The 18,423-nt window shown below is 64.4% G+C and carries 16 protein-coding genes and 1 tRNA gene; 13 read left to right on the top strand and 4 right to left on the bottom strand.

All coding sequences use genetic code 11. From position 1 onward, the window contains the following. Positions 1-84: 84 nt before the first annotated feature. On the bottom strand, positions 85-1,593 hold the full coding sequence (locus tag B9Z01_RS07775) for an aspartate aminotransferase family protein (RefSeq protein ID WP_275937489.1): 1,509 nt from the start codon (positions 1,591-1,593) through the stop codon (positions 85-87). Positions 1,594-1,676: 83 nt separating this feature from the next. Between B9Z01_RS07775 and B9Z01_RS07770 the strand changes: the two genes are divergently transcribed. Genes B9Z01_RS07770 through B9Z01_RS07735 form a run of 8 tightly spaced genes read left to right on the top strand, consistent with a single transcriptional unit; the run spans position 1,677 to position 9,022 of the window. Further along, positions 1,677-2,417, top strand: coding sequence for an SDR family NAD(P)-dependent oxidoreductase (locus B9Z01_RS07770; RefSeq protein ID WP_085481649.1), 741 nt, complete (start codon positions 1,677-1,679; stop codon positions 2,415-2,417). Positions 2,418-2,473: 56 nt separating this feature from the next. Beyond that, entirely contained in the window at positions 2,474-3,529 is a 1,056-nt protein-coding gene (locus B9Z01_RS07765) for an ABC transporter substrate-binding protein (protein WP_085481648.1), read from the top strand. Positions 3,530-3,543: 14 nt separating this feature from the next. Then, positions 3,544-4,416, top strand: a complete 873-nt coding sequence (locus B9Z01_RS07760) for an ABC transporter permease (RefSeq protein ID WP_085481647.1) — start codon at positions 3,544-3,546, stop codon at positions 4,414-4,416. A gap of 1 nt (position 4,417) precedes the next feature. Next, positions 4,418-5,323 (top strand): ABC transporter permease, encoded by a 906-nt coding sequence (locus B9Z01_RS07755; protein WP_085481646.1) that lies wholly within the window; start codon positions 4,418-4,420, stop codon positions 5,321-5,323. Further along, complete coding sequence (locus B9Z01_RS07750) at positions 5,316-6,488, top strand: ABC transporter ATP-binding protein (RefSeq protein WP_167387445.1); 1,173 nt, start codon at positions 5,316-5,318, stop codon at positions 6,486-6,488. Before B9Z01_RS07755 ends, B9Z01_RS07750 begins: the two co-directional genes overlap by 8 nt. A 2-nt stretch (positions 6,489-6,490) precedes the next feature. Then, on the top strand, positions 6,491-7,243 hold the full coding sequence (locus tag B9Z01_RS07745; RefSeq protein ID WP_085482075.1) for an SDR family NAD(P)-dependent oxidoreductase: 753 nt from the start codon (positions 6,491-6,493) through the stop codon (positions 7,241-7,243). Between the two features lie 34 nt (positions 7,244-7,277). Further along, the gene (locus tag B9Z01_RS07740; RefSeq protein WP_085481644.1) at positions 7,278-8,345 is read left to right on the top strand and encodes an LLM class flavin-dependent oxidoreductase; all 1,068 of its coding nucleotides are present in this window, start codon (positions 7,278-7,280) and stop codon (positions 8,343-8,345) included. Between the two features lie 20 nt (positions 8,346-8,365). After that, positions 8,366-9,022: an NADPH-dependent FMN reductase gene (locus tag B9Z01_RS07735; protein ID WP_208625910.1), complete on the top strand. Its 657-nt coding sequence runs from the start codon at positions 8,366-8,368 to the stop codon at positions 9,020-9,022. 296 nt (positions 9,023-9,318) lie between these two features. Here the strand turns inward: B9Z01_RS07735 and B9Z01_RS07730 are convergent. After that, a tRNA-Leu gene (locus B9Z01_RS07730) sits at positions 9,319-9,405 on the bottom strand. A 352-nt stretch (positions 9,406-9,757) separates the two neighbouring features. Here B9Z01_RS07730 and rnr point away from each other — a divergent pair. Next, positions 9,758-12,250 (top strand): ribonuclease R, encoded by a 2,493-nt coding sequence (rnr, locus tag B9Z01_RS07725; protein WP_085482071.1) that lies wholly within the window; start codon positions 9,758-9,760, stop codon positions 12,248-12,250. Positions 12,251-12,449: 199 nt separating this feature from the next. Then, positions 12,450-13,193: a 23S rRNA (guanosine(2251)-2'-O)-methyltransferase RlmB gene (rlmB, locus tag B9Z01_RS07720; RefSeq protein ID WP_085482069.1), complete on the top strand. Its 744-nt coding sequence runs from the start codon at positions 12,450-12,452 to the stop codon at positions 13,191-13,193. A 78-nt stretch (positions 13,194-13,271) separates the two neighbouring features. Here rlmB and B9Z01_RS07715 read toward each other — a convergent pair whose 3' ends face one another. Further along, positions 13,272-13,562, bottom strand: a complete 291-nt coding sequence (locus tag B9Z01_RS07715) for a contact-dependent growth inhibition system immunity protein (RefSeq protein WP_085481643.1) — start codon at positions 13,560-13,562, stop codon at positions 13,272-13,274. 319 nt (positions 13,563-13,881) lie between these two features. On the opposite strand from B9Z01_RS07715, the gene rpiA reads away from it, so the two are divergent. Continuing rightward, entirely contained in the window at positions 13,882-14,577 is a 696-nt protein-coding gene (gene rpiA / locus B9Z01_RS07710; RefSeq protein WP_085481642.1) for a ribose-5-phosphate isomerase RpiA, read from the top strand. A gap of 86 nt (positions 14,578-14,663) precedes the next feature. Here rpiA and B9Z01_RS07705 read toward each other — a convergent pair whose 3' ends face one another. Then, positions 14,664-15,920: a glycosyltransferase gene (locus tag B9Z01_RS07705; RefSeq protein ID WP_085481641.1), complete on the bottom strand. Its 1,257-nt coding sequence runs from the start codon at positions 15,918-15,920 to the stop codon at positions 14,664-14,666. 253 nt (positions 15,921-16,173) lie between these two features. Between B9Z01_RS07705 and B9Z01_RS07700 the strand changes: the two genes are divergently transcribed. Beyond that, complete coding sequence (locus tag B9Z01_RS07700; RefSeq protein WP_085481640.1) at positions 16,174-17,391, top strand: glycosyltransferase family 4 protein; 1,218 nt, start codon at positions 16,174-16,176, stop codon at positions 17,389-17,391. A 487-nt stretch (positions 17,392-17,878) separates the two neighbouring features. Further along, a complete protein-coding gene (locus tag B9Z01_RS07695; protein WP_085481639.1) occupies positions 17,879-18,301 on the top strand; it encodes a helix-turn-helix domain-containing protein in 423 nt (140 codons plus the stop codon). Positions 18,302-18,423 lie beyond the last annotated feature (122 nt).

The raw sequence follows: 18,423 nt of genomic DNA, 5'->3' as shown, positions 1-18,423 counted from the left end.
GCAAAGGAGACCTTCAACGGGCGTCGGCGCCTGCGCGATTATCGTTGAAGTCGAGCATACGCCGAAGCTCGAACGATTATCTCTTCAGCGCCGGCGGGCCGCGTCGGGAAACACGGCATCGATTGTCTCCGCCAGCTTGTCGACCATTTCGTCGAGATGCTTTTCCTCGATGATGAAAGGCGGGGCTAGCATCGCGTGGTCGCCGACCTTGCCGTCGATGACGCCGCCAGCCGGGTAGCACATAAGGCCGTGCTCGAGCGCACTGGCCTTGATGCGCTGCGCGGTCCGCGCTTCTGCCGGGAACGGCGTCCTCGCGTCGCGCTCGGCGACGAATTCGAGCGCGAGCAGCAGCCCGCGGCCGCGGATGTCGCCAACATAGGGATGCATGCCGAAGCGCTCGCGCAGGCGTTGCATCAACTGCGGGCCACGCCGCTGCACGTTGTCGATCAGATGCTCGTCGCGCAGTGCTTTCTGTACCGCGACCGCCGCCGCGCACGCGAGCGCGTGGCCGCTGTAGGTGTGGCCATGCTGGAAAAATCCCGAACCGCCGACGATCGCGTCGAACACGTGCCGCGCCGCATGCACCGCGCCGATCGGCTGATAGCCCGCGCCCAGACCTTTGGCGATCACCAGCAGGTCCGGGATGACGCCCTCCTGCTCGCATGCGTAAAGCGTGCCGGTTCGCCCCATGCCGCACATCACCTCATCGAGAATCAGCAGAATACCGTAGCGGTCGCAGATGTCGCGGATGCGCCGGAAGTAGCCCGGCACCGCTGGCACCGCACCCAGCGTGGCGCCGCACACGGTCTCGGCGATAAAGCACATGACGGTCTCGGGGCCGGCCGCGACGATGGCCTGCTCGAACTCGCACGCCAACCGCTCGCCGTAGGCCTCTTCGCTTTCGTCCGGCCTCCGGTCGCGATACGCGTAACACGGCGCGACGTCGAGCGCCTGCGTCAGCAATGGCTCGAACGGTGCGCGCCGCCACCGGTTGCCGCCCGCGGCCAGCGCCCCCAGCGTGTTGCCGTGGTAGCTCTGGCGCCGGGACATGACGCGCGTGCGCTGCGGCTCACCGCGCTCGACCTGATACTGGCGCGCCAGCTTCAGCGCGGCTTCGACCGCTTCGGAGCCGCCCGAGACGAAATACACCCGGTCCAGCCCGGGCGGCGCGCTGGCTGAGAGCAGCGCGGCCAGTTCTTCGAGCGGTTCGTTGGTGAAGAAACTCGTATGCGCAAAGGCCAGTTGCTCGGCCTGGCGCTGAATCGCGCGGATCACCGCTGGATGGCTATGCCCTAGACAGCTCACCGCCGCACCGCTCGACGCATCCAGGTAACGCTTGCCTTGCCGGTCGATCACGTAGACGCCGTCGCCGGCCACCGCGACCGGCATGGCGTTGCGCGGAAACCGGTGGAACACGTGGGAGGCGGTGAGCTCGGCGTGGTTTTGCTGCGAGTCGCCGGCCGGCGCGGGATTTGCGCCGGTGTCGTGAGGGGACCGCTGGACTGAAGAGCGCATGTTTTCCTCGCGCGTGGCAAAGCGTGGCAAAGGGCGTCGACTGAAAACCAGTCTAGTGCGCGGTTGGTCGGAATGCAACAAATGATCTATTTGTTGACATATGATTCAAATGTTCTAACGTGGAATGTAGCAACCTGCAGTCGTGACTAAGGAGACGTGTCATGGACTTTGCGGAACAAGTGGCGGTGGTGACCGGCGCGGCGCGCGGTCTCGGCCTCGCGGTAGCCGCGATGCTGGCGCGCCGCGGCGCGCGCGTGTGCCTGTTCGATCTCGACAGGCCGGAACTCGAGCGCGTCACGCAGCGACTGCGGCAGGAGGGGCTCGACGTGTTCGCGCTGCATGGCGACACGGCCGTCGAAGAAGACGTGGCGGCGCTGCGCGGGGAACTGGAACACAGCGCCGGCGGGCGGCTCGACGTATTGGTCAACAATGCGGGCGGCTGGCGCCAGGGGCAGTTGCGCGACATCAGCCTGTCGGACTGGGACTGGACGTTCCGCACGAATGTGACCGGACCCTTCCTCACCACACGTGCGCTCGTCGATCTGATGATCGGCCGCCGCTACGGGCGCATCGTCAACGTCGCATCGGCCGATGCGCATCGCGCCAAGCCCAAGCTCCCGCACTACGCCGCAGCCAAGGCGGCCGTGGTCAGCCTGACCAAGTCGCTGGCCGAGGAAATGGCGCCGCACCAGGTGCTCGTCAACGCGGTCAGCCCCGGCACGATGGCAACCGAAGGCGCCACGCAGCAGCCGTGGTTCGCCGAGCGCATCAAGCAGATTCCACTGGGCCGGCCTGCCGAGCCGGACGACATTGCCGAACTGATTCTTTTCCTTGCCTCCGCGCGCAACCGCTTCGTGGTGGGCGAGACGGTCATCGCCAGCGGCGGCATGCTGATGATTTGAGTTCAGACGATGCATTGCCACGAAGCGCAATCACTTCATCAGATTGGAGGCAGGCAATGAACGACCGCAAATTCGCGTTGGGACGGCGCTGGTCACGGCGCGATATCGTGAAAGCTTTGAGCGGCGCGGCAGCGTTGCCGCTCGTCATGCCCACGCGTTCATTCGCCAAGCCGGATCAACTGGCGGTCGCCACCGGCGGCGGTATGCTGGAGGACGCTTATAAAAAGACGGTGTTCAAGACCTGGCAGGAGCGCACCGGCATCCCGATAGTCACCACCGCCAACGAAGCCAGCCGGCTCAAGGCGATGGTCGAGCAAAGGCAGGTCGAGTGGGATGTGGTGCAAGGGGCCGGCGAGCAATACATCCTGTTCGGGCGACAGGGGCTGTTCGAGCCGATCGACTATTCGATCGTCGATAAGAGCAAGCTGCTGCCGCACGTCGCTTACCCGTATTTCGTGCTGACCGACATTGCGGCGTATCACATCGCGTGGAACACCCAGAAGGTCAAGAGCAAGCCGCCGCAAACGTGGCGCGAAGTGTGGGACTACCCGGGCCGGATCGGCCTGCACAAGGAGCCGGGCCAGACACTCGAAATCGCGTTGCTGGCCGACGGCGTGAGCCGCGACAAGCTGTATCCGCTCGACGTCGCCCGCGCACTGCACAGCCTCGCGCGGATCAAGGACAAGGTCGTCTGGTGGACGAGCGGCGCGCAGGGCGCGCAACTGCTGATCAGCGGCGAGGTGGACGTCAGCGCGATCTGGAATGGCCGCGTCTATCAGCCCAAGCTCCAGGGCGCGCCGGTCGACTATCACTTCAATCAGGCGATCTTCGTTAGCGACGCCTGGGCGGTGCCCAAAGGCGCGCCGAACAGGAAAGAGTCGATGCAATTGATTGCGCAGGAGTTGTCGGCGCCCACGCAGGCCGCGTTCGCCAGGCTGCTGCCGTACGGTCCAGTCAACCGCGACGCCATGGCGATGCTCAGTCCCGAGGTCCAGGCCGTGCTGCCGTCATCGCCCGCCAATTTCGGCAAAGGGACGATGCTGAACCTGGAGTACTGGGCGGACAACGGCCAGAACGTGGCCGACCACTTCAACAATTGGCTGCTCGGTTGAGGCAGAGGCCCACTATGGCACGCGTTTCAACCGACAGCGAATTCCGCGCCTGGAGTATCGGCAGCGGATACCGGTGGCTGATCGTTCCGCCCGCTGCGTTCCTGCTGTGTTTCTTCGTCTGGCCGCTCGTGCGGGTGATCGCGCGGAGCTTTGGCACGCCCGGGCTCGGACTGGGCAATTACCGGCACGTGATATCGGCCGGTCCTTATCTGAAGGTGCTGGCCAATACCTTCGAGACAGCCGCGTTCGTGGCGGCGATCTGCCTGTTGATTGCCTATCCGGTGGCCTACGCTATCACCCGCGCGCGCGGTTGGCGCCTGCAACTGATGAGCGCGTGCGTGATCATTCCACTGTGGACCAGCGTCGTGATCCGCTCGTATGCGTGGATGGTGGTATTCCAGCGGGCAGGGGTGCTCAACGGCGCGCTGGTGTGGTCGGGCCTCGTGGCGCAACCCGTCGATTTCGTGCCCGGCGCGATCGCCTCCAATGTCGGAATGGTCCACATCATGCTGCCGTTCATGGTGCTGCCGCTGATCGCCTGCATGCGTGCCATCGATCCGTCGCTGCTCCGCGCGGCCGGGGTGCTCGGCGCGAACCCGGCGATCGCTTTTGCCCGCGTATTCCTGCCGCTGTCGATGCCGGGGGTAAGCGCCGGTTCCCTGCTGGTCTTCATGATGTCGCTCGGGTTCTTCGTGACGCCGGCGCTGCTCGGCGGTCCGCGCAACATGATGGCCGCTGTGCTGATCGAGCAGCAGACGGACCGCTATCTGCAGTGGGGCATCGCGTCGGCGTTCGCGACACTGCTGCTGCTCCTGACGATGGCGATCTACATCGTGTACGTGCGCCTGACCGGCGGCGCGACGCAGGGCTTTGACCGGGAGCGCTGAGATGACCCATGTGACCCGGCAAATGAAGACGGTGGGCGGCCCTGGCAACCCGGGCGGTGCGGGCCCGGTGAGCGGCATGCGCGGCATCGACCCGATGAGCGGCATGATGCGCATGGCGCGCATCGCCATGACGGGCATCGTCGCACTGATCCTGCTGTACCTGATCGTGCCGACGCTTATCGTCCTGCCGCTGTCGTTCAACGCGGAAAGCTATCTGACGTTTCCGCCGCATCACTGGTCGTTCAAATGGTACGTCGAGATGGCGGACGATCCGGCGTGGCGCGGCGCGGCCTTCAACAGCTTCGCGATCGGCATGGCATCGGCGCTTGCGTCGATGGTCCTGGGCACGCTGGCGGCGCTGGCGGTCGTGAAGGGGCGTCTCGCGCGCGGCGCGCTGATCTCGGCGCTAATCGTCGCGCCGATGATGCTGCCGCACGTCATCCTGGCGATCGGGCTGTATCCGGTGATGCTCGACCTCGGGCTGCTGCGCGGCTACCTGGCGGTCGTCATCGGGCACACGATGATCGGCATCCCGCTGGTGTTCATCACCGTATCGGCCGCGCTGACCGGCTACAGCGACACGCTCGAACTGGTGGCGATGACCTTGGGAGCGAACGGCTGGCAGACCTTCTGGAAGGTCACGTTCCCGATGATCCGGGTGGGGGTGGCGATCGGTGGCATCCTGGCGTTCGCCACGTCATTCGACGAACTGCTGCTCGCGCTCTTCCTCACGGGAATCAACACGCGCACGCTGCCGCGGCTGATCTGGCAGCAGCTCAATGATTTTCTGACGCCGAGCATCGCCGTGATCGCCAGCCTGATCTTTGTTTTCACGCTCGTGATGCTGGCCGCGGCCAGCGCGCTGCGCAAGCGGGCGGGCCTCGATGTGGAGGGCGCGCATGGCTGAGGGGAGTGTACAAACTGGAGCCGCTCGCACGACGGGCGTGCAAAGCCGTGGCGCGCGCCTCACGCTGCGCGGGCTGACCAAACACTACGGCGAGTTCACCGCGCTCGCCTCCACCGACCTGACGATCGATGCGGGCGAATTCTTCTCGATCATCGGCCCGAGCGGCTCCGGCAAATCGACACTGCTCGGCGCCATCGCCGGCTTCGTCGCGCCCTCGGGCGGCAGCATCGAGGTCGACGGCCGCGATCTGGTCGGCATCGCACCGTACCTGCGCAACATCGGCATGGTGTTCCAGAACTACGCGCTGTTTCCGCACATGAGCGTGTTCGACAACGTGGCTTTCCCGCTGCGTCTGCGTCACATGGCGCCGCGTGAGATCCAGGAGCGCGTGGAGCGAATGCTCGCGACGGTGCGCCTGTCCGACAAGATCCGGCGGCGGCCGAGCCAGCTCTCGGGCGGTCAGCAGCAGCGCGTCGCGCTGGCGCGCGCAGCCGTCTACGATCCGCGAATTCTGTTGATGGACGAACCGCTAGGCGCGCTGGACAAGAATCTGCGGGCTGAAATGCAGTACGAGATCAAGGCGTTCCACGAGCAGATCGAAGCGACCATTCTGTACGTCACGCACGACCAGGATGAGGCCGCGGCGATGTCGGACCGCATCGCCATCATGAATCACGGCCACCTGGTGCAGTACGGCAAGCCGCGAGAGCTGTATGAGAATCCGCGCAACGCGTTCGCCGCCAGCTTCCTCGGCGACGCGAATCTGTTCGAGATTACGGCGACGCGAGGGCTGGCCGGCAGCAGGGTTGCACTGACTGTCAACGGGGACCACGCGCTGACGGCGGTGGTGCACGCCGACGCGCTCGCGCCCGAGCGGTGCGTCGTCTGCGTACGTCCCGAGGCGGTGCGGATTGCCGCGGCCGACGCGCCATTCGATGACACGCCCGACGACAAGCCTGGCTGCCACCTGCTCAACCGCCTGACGGGCGTCGTCGAAGACGTCGTATTCGCCGCCGGCACGGTGCGCTACCGGGTGCGGGTGGGCACTTCACTCCGTCTCGCCGTGCGCCAGAACGCGCAACGTCGCGAGGATCTGTATCCAGCCGGCGCGCCGGTGGCGCTCGTCTGGTCCATTAACGACACGCTTCTGATCGCAAGGGAATGATGATGTCTTTACTCGACAAAAAGGTTGCATTGATCACCGGCGCCGGTGACGGCATGGGACGTGCGCACGCGCTGCTGCTGGCCGAGCGCGGCGCGGACATCGTGGTGGCCGACCTGCGCGGCGACACAGCGGAGAACACCGCGGAGCAGGTGCGCAAGCTGGGCCGTCGCGTTCACGTGGCGGTGTTCGACGTAGCCGACGTCGGGGCGCTCAAGGTCGCCGTGGCGGGTGCCGTCAACGCGCTCGGGCCGATCGACATTCTTGTGAACAACGCCGGCTACGGCAGGCGCATGCAGACCGAAGACATCGACGACGCCGAGTTCGACCGCATGATGGCTGTCCATGTGCGCGGCTCGTTCTTTTGTGCGCAGGCCGTGCTGCCCGATATGAAGGCGCGCCGCTACGGCAAGATCATCAACATTTCGTCGATCTGGGGGATGACCGGAGCGGCGGTGTCGCCTCACTACTGCGCGGCCAAGGCGGCGCTGCTCGGGCTCACCAAGGCGTGGGCCAAGGAGTGGGCGCCGTGGAACATTCACGTCAACGCGGTGGCGCCGGGCGGAGTGCTTTCGGGCGGACCGGTCAAGCTCGACGATCAGGCCACGCTCAAGGCCAAGCAGGAGAAGGTGCCGCTCAAGCGCTTTTGTGAGCCCATCGAGATTTCCTATGCGGTTGCGTACCTGGCGTCGCCCGAAGCCGACTTCCTGACAGGGCAGGTAATCAGCCCGAACGGCGGCGAGACGATCGTCGGCTAGGGACCGCGAGCGACTAACGCACGGAGATATTCACATGCATTTTGGTCTTTTTTGCCTGATGACCCAGCGTGACCGTCAGCGCGGGCCGAGTCAGATCTATCGGGACACGACGGAGCAGGTCAAGCTGGTCGAGCAGGCCGGCTTCGAGATAGCCTGGTTCGCGGAACATCATTTTTCCAACTACTGCCTGTGCCCCTCGCCGCTGACGATGACGACCTACATGGCCGGGCAGACCGAGCGCATCAAGCTCGGACCGGCGGTGATCGTCGCGCCGCTCTACGAGCCGATCCGCCTGCTCGAGGATATCGGCATGGCCGACCAGATCAGCAACGGGCGCCTGGTGCTGGGTTTCGGCACCGGCTACCAGGAATACGAATTCCAGAAGTTCGGCGTGGAACTGAGCACTGGGCGCGCCCGGATGCTCGAACTGCTCGATTTCGTGGAAGCTTATCTGGACGGTGAGCCGCTGTCGTTCAACGGCGAGCATATCCATTTTTCGGAAACGTATTTTTCGGTGCGCACGATGCAACCGCGGCCGGCGATCTATGTGGCGGGGCTGGCGGGCGACATGGAAACGCAGCGGCGCGCCGTGCAGCGCGGCTACATCCCCTTCTTCACCACGGGCTGGAACCGGCTCGACGTGCTGAGTGGCATCCGCGACAAAGTGGAGTCAGCCTACGTGGCCGCCGGCGGCGACGCCGCCCGGATGCCGTTCGCGCTGCAGCGCTACGTGTTCGTGACGGACGATGCCAAAGAGGCCGAACTGGCCGCCGACGGCGCGCGCTACGTGCGGCGTGTGGCGATGTCGATGCGCAACAAGTATGCGCGGCTCGACGGCGCGTTCCTCGAGGAGTTGCCCGCGCCGGACGAACCGCCGCTCGACGAGATCATCGATCGCCTGCTCATCGGCTCGCCCGAGGTGGTCGCGGAGAAACTGGTGCGGGAAATCGAAACGCTTCGGCCCACGCACATCAGTTGCTTCATGGCGATTCCAGGCGTCTCGCAGCCGCGGATCCTGCGCTCGATCGAACGCTTCGGGGCCGAGGTGATGCCGCTGCTGGGTAAATATCTGCACGCCGACGCCGCCTGCGGCCGCCAATAATCGGGCTTCGGGAGACGACCATGAAACCGCGCGATAACGAGCATGCCCTGCAGGCCAGCGATGCGGCACACGTCATGGCTATGGCGTCTGCCGGCGCTGCCGTCCCGCGACGGCCGTTGATAGTCGGCGTGGGCGGAACGCTGCGGCCGGGCTCGGCGACCGAGCGGCTGCTGCGCGTGAGCCTCGCCGCCGCCGAGGCGGCGGGCGCGGACGTCGAGGTGATCGCCGGGGGTGCGCTCAATTTGCCGATATACACGCCTGGGCTGACCGAGCGAGCGCCCGCAATGCAGCGCGTCATCGATCTGTATCGCAGGTGCGACGGGCTGATCATCGCGTCGCCGGCTTATCACGGCTCGGTATCCGGCCTGATCAAGAACGTGCTCGACTATACGGAGGACTTGCGCGGCGACGCTCGCGTGTATTTCGACGGCTGCGCGATCGGCTGCATCTGCTGCGCGGCGGGCTGGCAGGCCGCGGGGCAGACGCTCACGGCGATGCGCTCGATCGCGCACGCGCTGCGCGGCTGGCCGACGCCGCTCGGGGCGATGGTCAATACGTCACTGCCGATCTTCGACGTCAGCGGCCTGCTGATCGACGAAGCGGCGCGCATGCAACTGGAAATCGTTGGGCAACAGGTGACAGAATTCGCGCGCAAGACGCTGGCATTTCGCGGCTAGCGTGTGGTTGCGCAAACGGCGGCGTTGGTCCCGATCGACGCGCAATTGGAAATTGAAGAATGAAGTCTGGTTCAATCCGGAGCACATGCAGCCGGAAGAACTAAAGCAGTTTGCTTGAAGTGACGCGACAACTACGTCGACAACCGCCGGTGCCTGGCGTGCGTCTATCGGGAAAAACCTATCGGGAAAGATGCCGGGCGCGCGATGAGTACGCGTCCAGAAAAGAAAAAGCCCGCAGTCGATCAGCGGGCTTTTTTTTGAATCTCACTCCAGCAATTTGTCTGGAGCTATTTTTCTGGTGCCCAGGAGAGGACTCGAACCTCCACAGTGTTGCCACCGCTAGGACCTGAACCTAGTGCGTCTACCAATTTCGCCACCTGGGCAGGTGGTGCACAGCAAAGACCGCTATTATAGCGACGGATTAAGACCTGTCAAGCGTTTCGCTGAAGCCGTCCGAGCCTCGGCGCGACGCGTCGCGCCATGCGCCGCTGTCCCCGCAGCCGGCCCGCTTGGCGCGCGGCACGGGTGTTAGAATGCCTCGCAGTGGTTCGTTGGCACGCCCGTCGATTCAGCCTTGAACGTGCCGGACCCGCGCGGTGTCCGGCACGTTTGCGGCACAGTCGCAGCAGAGCACAGCAGGTGCAATAACCGATGCAACGAGAGGCGCCACGCAACCGTAGTTGAGCGCATATCGCAAACGTCTACCTGGCCGGGCCAGATCGCCGACCGATGTCCATGCAACGAGAAAAAATCATCGACAAGCCCTTGAGCAAATTTCCGTATCCGATTCCAAGCCGCGAAGAAATCCTCGGCGTGCTGCGCACGAGTGAAACGCCGCTTGCCGCGAACGACATCGCCGAAGCGCTGTCGATCAAGCGCCAGGAGCGCGAAGGATTTTTCAAGCGTCTCGGCGCGATGGAGCGCGACGGCCAGATCCGGCTCGATCAGCGCAATCTCTATCAACTCACGCATCCATCGAATTTCGTCGCGGGCCGTGTGCAGGGTCATCGCGACGGCTACGGCTTCCTGATTCGCGACGACGGCCAGGACGACCTGTTCCTGCCCAACGGCGAGATGCAGAAGGTCATGCACAACGACCGGGTGCTTGCGCGCATCGTCGGCTATGACCGGCGCGGGCGGCCGGAAGGGCACATCGTCGAGGTCACGGACCGCGCCAACAAGCGCGTGATCGGGCGTCTGCTCAACGAGAACGGCGCGCTGATCGTCGCGCCCGAAGACAAGCGTATCGGCCACGACATCCTGATCACGCAGAACACCAAGAAGGCCAAGGTCGGCCAGGTCGTGGTGGTCGAGCTGACCGATTTCCCGAGCCGCCATTCGCAGCCGCTCGGCCGGGTGGCCGAAGTGCTCGGCGATATCGACGACCCCGGCATGGAAATCGAAATCGCGGTGCGCAAATACGGCGTGCCGCACGAGTTCAGCGCGGCCGCGCTCGACGAAGCCGCGCGCCTGCCCGACGAAGTGCGTCCGGCCGACTTGCGCCATCGCGTCGATCTGCGCGACGTGCCGCTCGTCACGATCGACGGCGAGGACGCGCGCGACTTCGACGACGCGGTGTATTGCGAGCCGGTCAAGGTCGGCCGCGGCGAGGGCTTTCGCCTGATCGTCGCGATCGCGGACGTGTCGCACTACGTGCATCCGAAGAGCGGGCTCGACACCGACGCGATCGAGCGCAGCACCTCGGTGTATTTCCCGCGCCGCGTGATTCCGATGCTGCCGGAGAAGCTGTCGAACGGGCTGTGCTCGCTCAATCCGCAAGTCGACCGCTGCGTGCTCGTGTGCGACATGATCGTCACCGCGCGCGGCGAGGTGAAGGGGTATCAGTTCTATCCCGGCGTGATGCATTCGGCCGCGCGGCTCACCTACACGGAAGTCGCCGCGGTGCTGAAGAACACCAAGGGTCCCGAGGCGACGCGCCGCGCCGCGCTGCTGCCGCAACTGCAGAATCTGTACGGCGTCTACAAGGCGCTGTTCGCGGCGCGCCAGAAGCGCGGCGCGATCGACTTCGATACGACCGAGACGTACATCGTCTGCAATGCGCAGGGCAAGATCGAGCAGATCGTGCCGCGCACGCGCAACGACGCGCACAAGCTGATCGAGGAATGCATGCTGGCCGCGAACGTGTGCGCGGCCGACTTCCTCAAGCGCAACAAGCATCCGGGCCTGTTTCGCGTGCATGCGGGCCCGAGCGCGGAAAAGCTCGAGAATCTGCGCACCTTCCTGCGCGGCATGGGGCTCACGCTCGGCGGCGGCGACACGCCGCACGCAAGCGACTACGCGGCGCTGATGGCGCAGATCCGCGACCGGCCCGACGCGCCGATGCTGCAGACGATGCTGCTGCGCTCGATGCAGCAGGCGGTCTACAGTCCCGACAACATCGGCCACTTCGGTCTCGCGTACGAGGCGTATGCGCACTTCACGAGCCCGATCCGCCGCTATCCGGACCTGCTCACGCATCGAGCGATCTACGCGATCCTGCAGGGCCGCAAGTATCAGCCGGAGCCGCCGCACGGCGTCGAACTCAATACGGCGCTGTCGCCGCGCGCCCGCGCGATGCAGCAGGCTGACGAGGAAAAGCGCGGCCGCGCGCGCGCGAACAACGTGGCGATCTGGGAGGAGCTGGGCCTGCACTGCTCGGCGAACGAACGCCGCGCGGACGAAGCGTCGCGTGACGTCGAAGCGTGGCTCAAGTGCTATTTCATGCGCGACAAGCTCGGCGAAGAGTACGGCGGCATGGTCAACGGCGTCACATCGTTCGGTATTTTCGTGCAGCTCGATTCGCTCTTTATCGAAGGTCTCGTGCACGTGACCGAACTCGGCTCGGATTACTTCCAGTACGACGAGATCAAGAACGAATTGCGCGGCGAGCGTACCGGCATTCGCTATCGCTTGTCCGATCGTGTGCGCGTGCAGGTGAGCCGCGTCGATCTCGACGCGCGCAAGATCGACTTCCGCCTCGTGCGCGATGCGCCGATCAAGCCGCCCGCGTCGCGCGGCGCATCGGTCGAGAAAGGCGACGGCGGTGGCCCGCGTGTGCGCGCGTTGCCTCTCGCGGAGAATGGCGCGGCGGTGCCGGGTCCACGGCGCAAGAAGGCCGCGCCGGCGCAGAGCGTGGCGGTCAAGGAAGCGCGCGCGGCGCGCAGCGTAGCGAAGAAGCGTGGCGCCCCGCCGAAGGCGGCGTCGAAGCAGGCACGCAAGAAGCGCTGAAGCCGTCGCAGTGTCTCGTCCGCGCGCAGCGGGCACGTAAAGGCGTGCCGGTTGCGCGCGGTCTGCATTTTGGCGCGCCGTGGTGTCGGCGCGCGGGGTGCTGCGACGCTGCCTGCGCAGTGGCGCGAAGGTACGCACAGGTTTTCATATTCATCACAGCGGCGCGTATCGCGCGCGCTCAATCAAAGGTTGTTCAGTCATGGCACGTCTCAAGGTTTTATACGGTTTCCACGCTGTGACCGCGCGTATCCGGCACGATGCGTCGACGGTCGAAGATGTCTATTACGACGCGACGCGCAAGGACCGTCGCATGACCGAATTCCTGCATGCCGCGAAAGAAGCCGGCGTGCGCCTGATCGCCGCCGACGAAACGCGTCTGTGGGGCCTCGCGCATACCGAGCGCCACCAGGGCGTGGTCGCGCGCGCGGGCGACCTGCCGCTCGCGCAGAACCTCGCCGAACTGCTCGACGGCATCGCCGGTTCGCCGCTGATCCTCGTGCTCGACGGCGTGACCGATCCGCATAATCTCGGCGCGTGCCTGCGCGTCGCCGACGCAGCCGGCGCGCACGCGGTGATCGCGCCGCGCGACCGTGCGGTTGGGTTGAACGCGACCGCCGCGAAGGTCGCGAGCGGCGCGGCCGACACCGTGCCGTACATCACCGTGACGAATCTGGCGCGCGCGTTGCGCGAGCTGAAGGACGCGGGCGTGTGGGTGGTCGGCACGGCGGGAGAGGCGGAGAAGAGCGTCTACGAAACGGAGCTGGACGGTCCGGTCGCGCTCGTGATGGGCGCCGAAGGTGAGGGCATGCGGCGTCTCACCCGCGACACGTGCGACGTGATCATGCGCATTCCGATGGCGGGGACGGTCGAGAGTTTGAACGTGTCGGTGGCCTCGGGGGTGTGTCTGTTCGAGGCGGTGCGGCAGCGGGCGGTGAAGAAGTAGTCCTTATCAGTTAATTGCTTGCGTCCGGATCACACTGGTGTTTCCGGACGGATGGCTAATCATGTGGTGAGCGATCGGCTACTCGCCCAAAAGCCGCTTTAATTCGTCAAGAAAAGAAGCGGTCGTATGGCCCCATAGTTTTGGATAAAAGCCTGAGTCGTAGTTTTTTGCAAAGGCCGAATCAAGATCGACTGGGTGCTCGTTCATGAACGAATTAATCTCGCTGACCAGTTCATGATGGTATTCCCGTGGACTGTCTCGCTTGTAGCAAGAGACAATTTCTGGAATCGTGTTCCCCCATAAATCAAAATCCTGATTAAAGTACGCTCCGAAGAGTTCGTACATTCGCGGGTAGTGATTTGACAGCATGTTGTACCTTTAACCCACAAATGCGGTAAGAATATAATAGGGCATATTGTTGAAGGTCTGATATTTCAAGACCACGGTAACTTCATTCATTCTCGTCAGCTTGGATAGCATGACATCGGATGACCTGCGAAGCTAGCAAGTGACGATAAGGGAAGGGAATGGGCGATGGATGATTCTGCGTTTTAGCCGAGTTTTCGTTGCGTTTTTATCGTATGCGCCGACAAAGCACGCTCGACGCGTGGCGCGCGAGTGGCCCAATCGGGTAGTCCGCCGGCCACTCCGGTAAACTAACGGTTTTTAACGCTTGCCCGCATTTCCCATGACTCAAGACGAACTCAAGCAACTGGTCGGCCAGGCCGCCGCCGATTACGTGAACGCCAACGTGCCGCAAGGCTCGGTGATCGGCGTCGGCACGGGCTCCACCGCGAACTGCTTCATCGACGCGCTGGCCGCCACCCGATCCCGCTATCGCGGTGCGGTGTCGAGTTCGCTCGCCACCACCGCGCGTTTGCAATCGCACGGCTTCAAGGTGCTCGACCTGAACGAGATCGATTCGCTGCCGGTGTATGTCGACGGCGCCGACGAGATCGACCACAGCGGCGCGATGATCAAGGGCGGCGGCGGCGCGCTCACGCGCGAGAAGATCGTCGCGTCGGTGTCGGACGTGTTCGTTTGCATCGCCGATGCGAGCAAAGTCGTCGACACGCTCGGCCGCTTCCCGCTGCCGATCGAAGTGGTGCCGATGGCGCGCACCGCGATCGGCCGGCGCGTGGCGGCGCTCGGCGGCGTGCCGGTGGTGCGCGTGACGAAGGACGGCGTGCCGTTCATTACCGACAACGGCAACGAGATCATCGACGTGAAGGGCTTGAGCATCAGCGACCCGCGCACGCTCGAGGCGCATATCAACGCGTGGCCGGGTGTCGTGACTGTGGGCCTGTTCGCGGGCCGCGGCGCGAACCTGTGCCTGCTCGGCACCGATAGCGGCGTGCAGACGATCGCGTACGGTCAGAGCTAAGCGGATAGCGGTTTTATTCGTTCCGACGCGTGTGAGCCGTTTCAGGCGGCTCACACGCGTTTTTCAATATCCTTCTTATTGCAGCATCAGCGCGCAGCCTGCCTGATCGCCTGCGTCATCCGCTGTAAATACCGTTCCACCGAAAACTCCGAGCGCGCATCACTGAGCGCTTGCTTCGCGAGCCGCCCGGCGAGCGCCGGATCCGCGCGCAACGTGCCGATCGCGCCGGCGAGCGCGGCCGCGTCGCCTGGCTTCACGAGCCAGCCGTTGCGGCCATGCCGCACGATCTCGGTCACGCCTCCCGCCGCGGCGGCGATCACCGGCCGCGCCGCGGCCATGCCCTCGACGATCACGCGCCCGAACGGCTCCGGCTCGGTCGACGTATGCAGGATCACGTCCATCGCTTTCATCCACGCGGGCACGTCGTCCTGAAAGCCCGCGAAGTGCACGCGATCCGCGATGCCGAGCGCCGCCGCCTGCTCGTGCAGACGTTGCGCGTAGGCATCCTCACCGAAGAGCGGCGCGCCGACCAGCACCAGATGCGCATCGGGCAGACGCGCGAGCGCGTCGAGTGCGATGTGCTGACCTTTCCATGGCGCGAGCCGGCCGAACAGACCCGCAAGCCACGCATCCTTCGGCAAGCCGAGACGCTCGCGCAGCGCGCTCATGTCGCTGCCGTCGACACGCGTAAATGCCTGCGCATCGATACCGTTGTAGACGACCGGCACCGAGTTGGCCGCGATGCCGGTCAACGCTTCGAGCGAGCGCGCCGATGCCTGCGAATTGACGACTACGTGATCGACCGCGAGACGCACGAGCCATTTGACGATGCTTAACTGCACGCGTCCGAAATGCTCGCGCGTGAGGATGTCGTGCTGATACCAGATCACCGGCCTGCGATGCAGCGGCTTGCCGAGCGCACCGAGCACGAGCGCTTTCTGCGTATTGAGGAACAGCACGTCGAATTGCCGCGCGCGCGCGGCAATCGCGCGGACCTGGCGCACGATGCCAGGCACCACGCGCAGACAGTTCATTACGGACGCTTGCCGCACGACGCCCGACACGCGCGCATCGCTAATCACCTGCACGCGTGCGCCGAGCGCTTCGAGGCGCATGCGGAACGGGCCGTCGGAGAGCAGCACGACTTCGCTGTGCGCGGTGCAATGTCCGGCGAGTTGCAGCAGCGCGAATTCAGCGCCACCGAGTTGGCCGCTCTGATCGACGAACAGCACCGCCGGCAGCGCGGCAGCATGCGTCGTGCGTGCGGAAGAGGCGGGCTGATCGGACAGCGCTGGCTGAGCCAGAGAGGAGGCGAGGGGAGAGACGTCGATCGTCGGGCGCATGAAATAGGCAACTCAAATGGGCAATTGAAAACGGTCAAATGAAAAGAAAGGTCAAATTAAAAAGACCGAATGAAAGAGGCCAAATGACAAAAGCGCAGCAATAAGGCCGTGAGTTCGCAGCGGCGAACGGATAACTCGGATTATTCGCGTACTGTCGCGTGTCGAATGTGGGCACGCGCACGCACAGCAAGGAATGCGGCACATACACTCTTTGCTAAGCCCATGTGGCGTTTACTGACAGGTAGGAAGGATCATGAGAGTGGCGATCGTGCACGACTGGCTCGTCGCACCGGGGGGGGCCGAGAAGGTGCTCGAGCAGATCATCGAGTGCTTTCCCGATGCCGATCTTTTCAGCCTCGTCGATTTTCTCGAGGACCGCAGGCCGCTTGGAGGCAAGCCGGTTACCACGTCGTTCATCCAGCGTCTGCCTTTCGCGCGCCGCCGTTATCGCGGGTATCTGCCATTGATGCCGCTCGCGGTCGAGCAGTTCGATCTGTCGAGCTACGATCTCATCATCACGAGTTCTTATGCGGTCGCGAAGGGCGTGCTGGTCGGCCCCGATCAGACGCACGTCAGCTACGTGCATTCGCCGATGCGCTACGCGTGGGATCTGCAGCACCAGTATCTGCGCGAAGCGAATCTGCTGCGCGGGCCGAAGTCGTGGGCCGCGCGCGCGATGCTGCACTATCTGCGCGGCTGGGATGCGCATTCGGCGAACAGCGTCGACCGTCTGATCGCGAATTCAGAATTCGTCGCGCGGCGCGTGATGAAAACGTACCGGCGCGATGCCGCGGTGATTCCGCCGCCCGTCGATGTGCACGAGTTCGAGCTGTGCACGCAGAAGGAAGATTTCTATCTGACCGCCTCGCGGATGGTGCCGTACAAGCGCATCGATCTGATCGTCGAGACGTTCAACGCGACGCCGCACCGCAAGCTCGTCGTGATCGGCGACGGCCCGCAGATGGCTTCGATTCGCGCGAAGGCCGGCCCGAACGTGATGATCCTCGGCTATCAACCATTCGAAGTACTCAAGGATTATCTGCAACGCGCGCGCGCCTTCGTGTTCGCCGCCGAGGAAGATTTCGGCATCGTGCCGCTCGAAGCGCAGGCCTGCGGCACGCCGGTCATCGCGTTCGGCAAGGGCGGCGCGCTCGAGACGGTGGTGCCGGTCGGCGAAGCGCAACCCACCGGTGTTTTCTTCGCGCGCCAGACAGTCGTGTCGATGCTCGACGCAATCAATCGCTTCGAGCGGCTGAGCGAACACATCACGCCTGGTGCCTGTCGTGCGAATGCCGAGCGTTTTTCGGCAGTCGTATTCCGGCGTGCGTTCATGGCCGAGGTCACGCGCACGATTTCGGCGGCGGGCCTGCGTCAGCGCGGCGCGAGCGTCGAGCGCATCGAACACGATCTCGCGACCGAGGAGCTAGGCTGGCCTCGCGACGCGGCGCGAAAAAGCAGTTGGGGGCATTGAGACTGGTCTTGCCGGTGTTCCCGTGATCGGGAGCGTATCGGCGGGAATGCAAGGATTTCGTCGTAACGCAGTGATTTCGCAACGAGCAGCAAAGAGCCGTTCGGGCCATCGCGTCCGGGCGGCTATAGGTGTCGGTCCGTTGCGTTTGACCCCGCACGTGAAGCGCGCATCGTCGATGCGCAGTTCACGTGCGGGGACCTTCGCGGTGGACCATCGAAAAGAGAGCATGGCTGGATGGCAGCAGCCAGCATCCGGGTGCGCGCCGTGCGCTATTGAGGCGGTATTCATTAGCGCCGGCTTGCCTCGCGTGGCCATAACGACCTGAAGCAGACGCTCGCCGCACGAACCCTGGGCCGCCTCGCTGCATCGTTTCCGATGCGGGCGGTGCAGGGTGCCGCGGCGACCCACTACAACAGGCAGTCGTTATTCGTTCGTCATGTACTGACGTGTGCGCAATACGACTTTGGAAGAGGACGAATTTAAACTCATGAACGCTGAACGCTTTCCGGGATCCTGTCCCGACATCTCCGAAACCTGGGCCGCGCTGCAAAGCCAGTTGCCGATCATACCGATTCGCACCGACGCGGATTATCAGCAGATGCTGCGGGTCGCGAGTTCGCTGACCGAGTGTCTGAATGGCAATGACAAGGATCCGCTCGCCGATCTGCATACGATCGTGGCGGATCTGATCGGCCACTGGAAATCTCATAACGTGATGCTTCCGAACGCGGAGCCGCGCGAGGTGCTGCGCCATCTGCTGATCACGCACGGACTCAAACAGAAGGACCTGGCCGGTATCGCATCGCCGACCGTGGTCAGCGATATTCTCGCGGGCCGGCGCGCGATCAGCAAAAAGGTGGCGAAGGCGCTTGCCGTGCGTTTTCAAACCGACGTCAGCGCGTTTCTGTGAACACGGCGTAGCGGTGGTTGCGAGCCGCGTGCTGCGTTGAAGGCTGAGTTTCGGTTACTGTAGTTCGTCGAGCGTTCTGCTCGTTTGCGCCAATGCCGGCGGCTTGTGATTCAGCCGCCGGC

This window comes from Paraburkholderia susongensis (assembly GCF_900177725.1).
GTDB lineage: Bacteria > Pseudomonadota > Gammaproteobacteria > Burkholderiales > Burkholderiaceae > Paraburkholderia > Paraburkholderia susongensis.
This window is presented reverse-complemented; position numbering and strand designations above follow the sequence as displayed.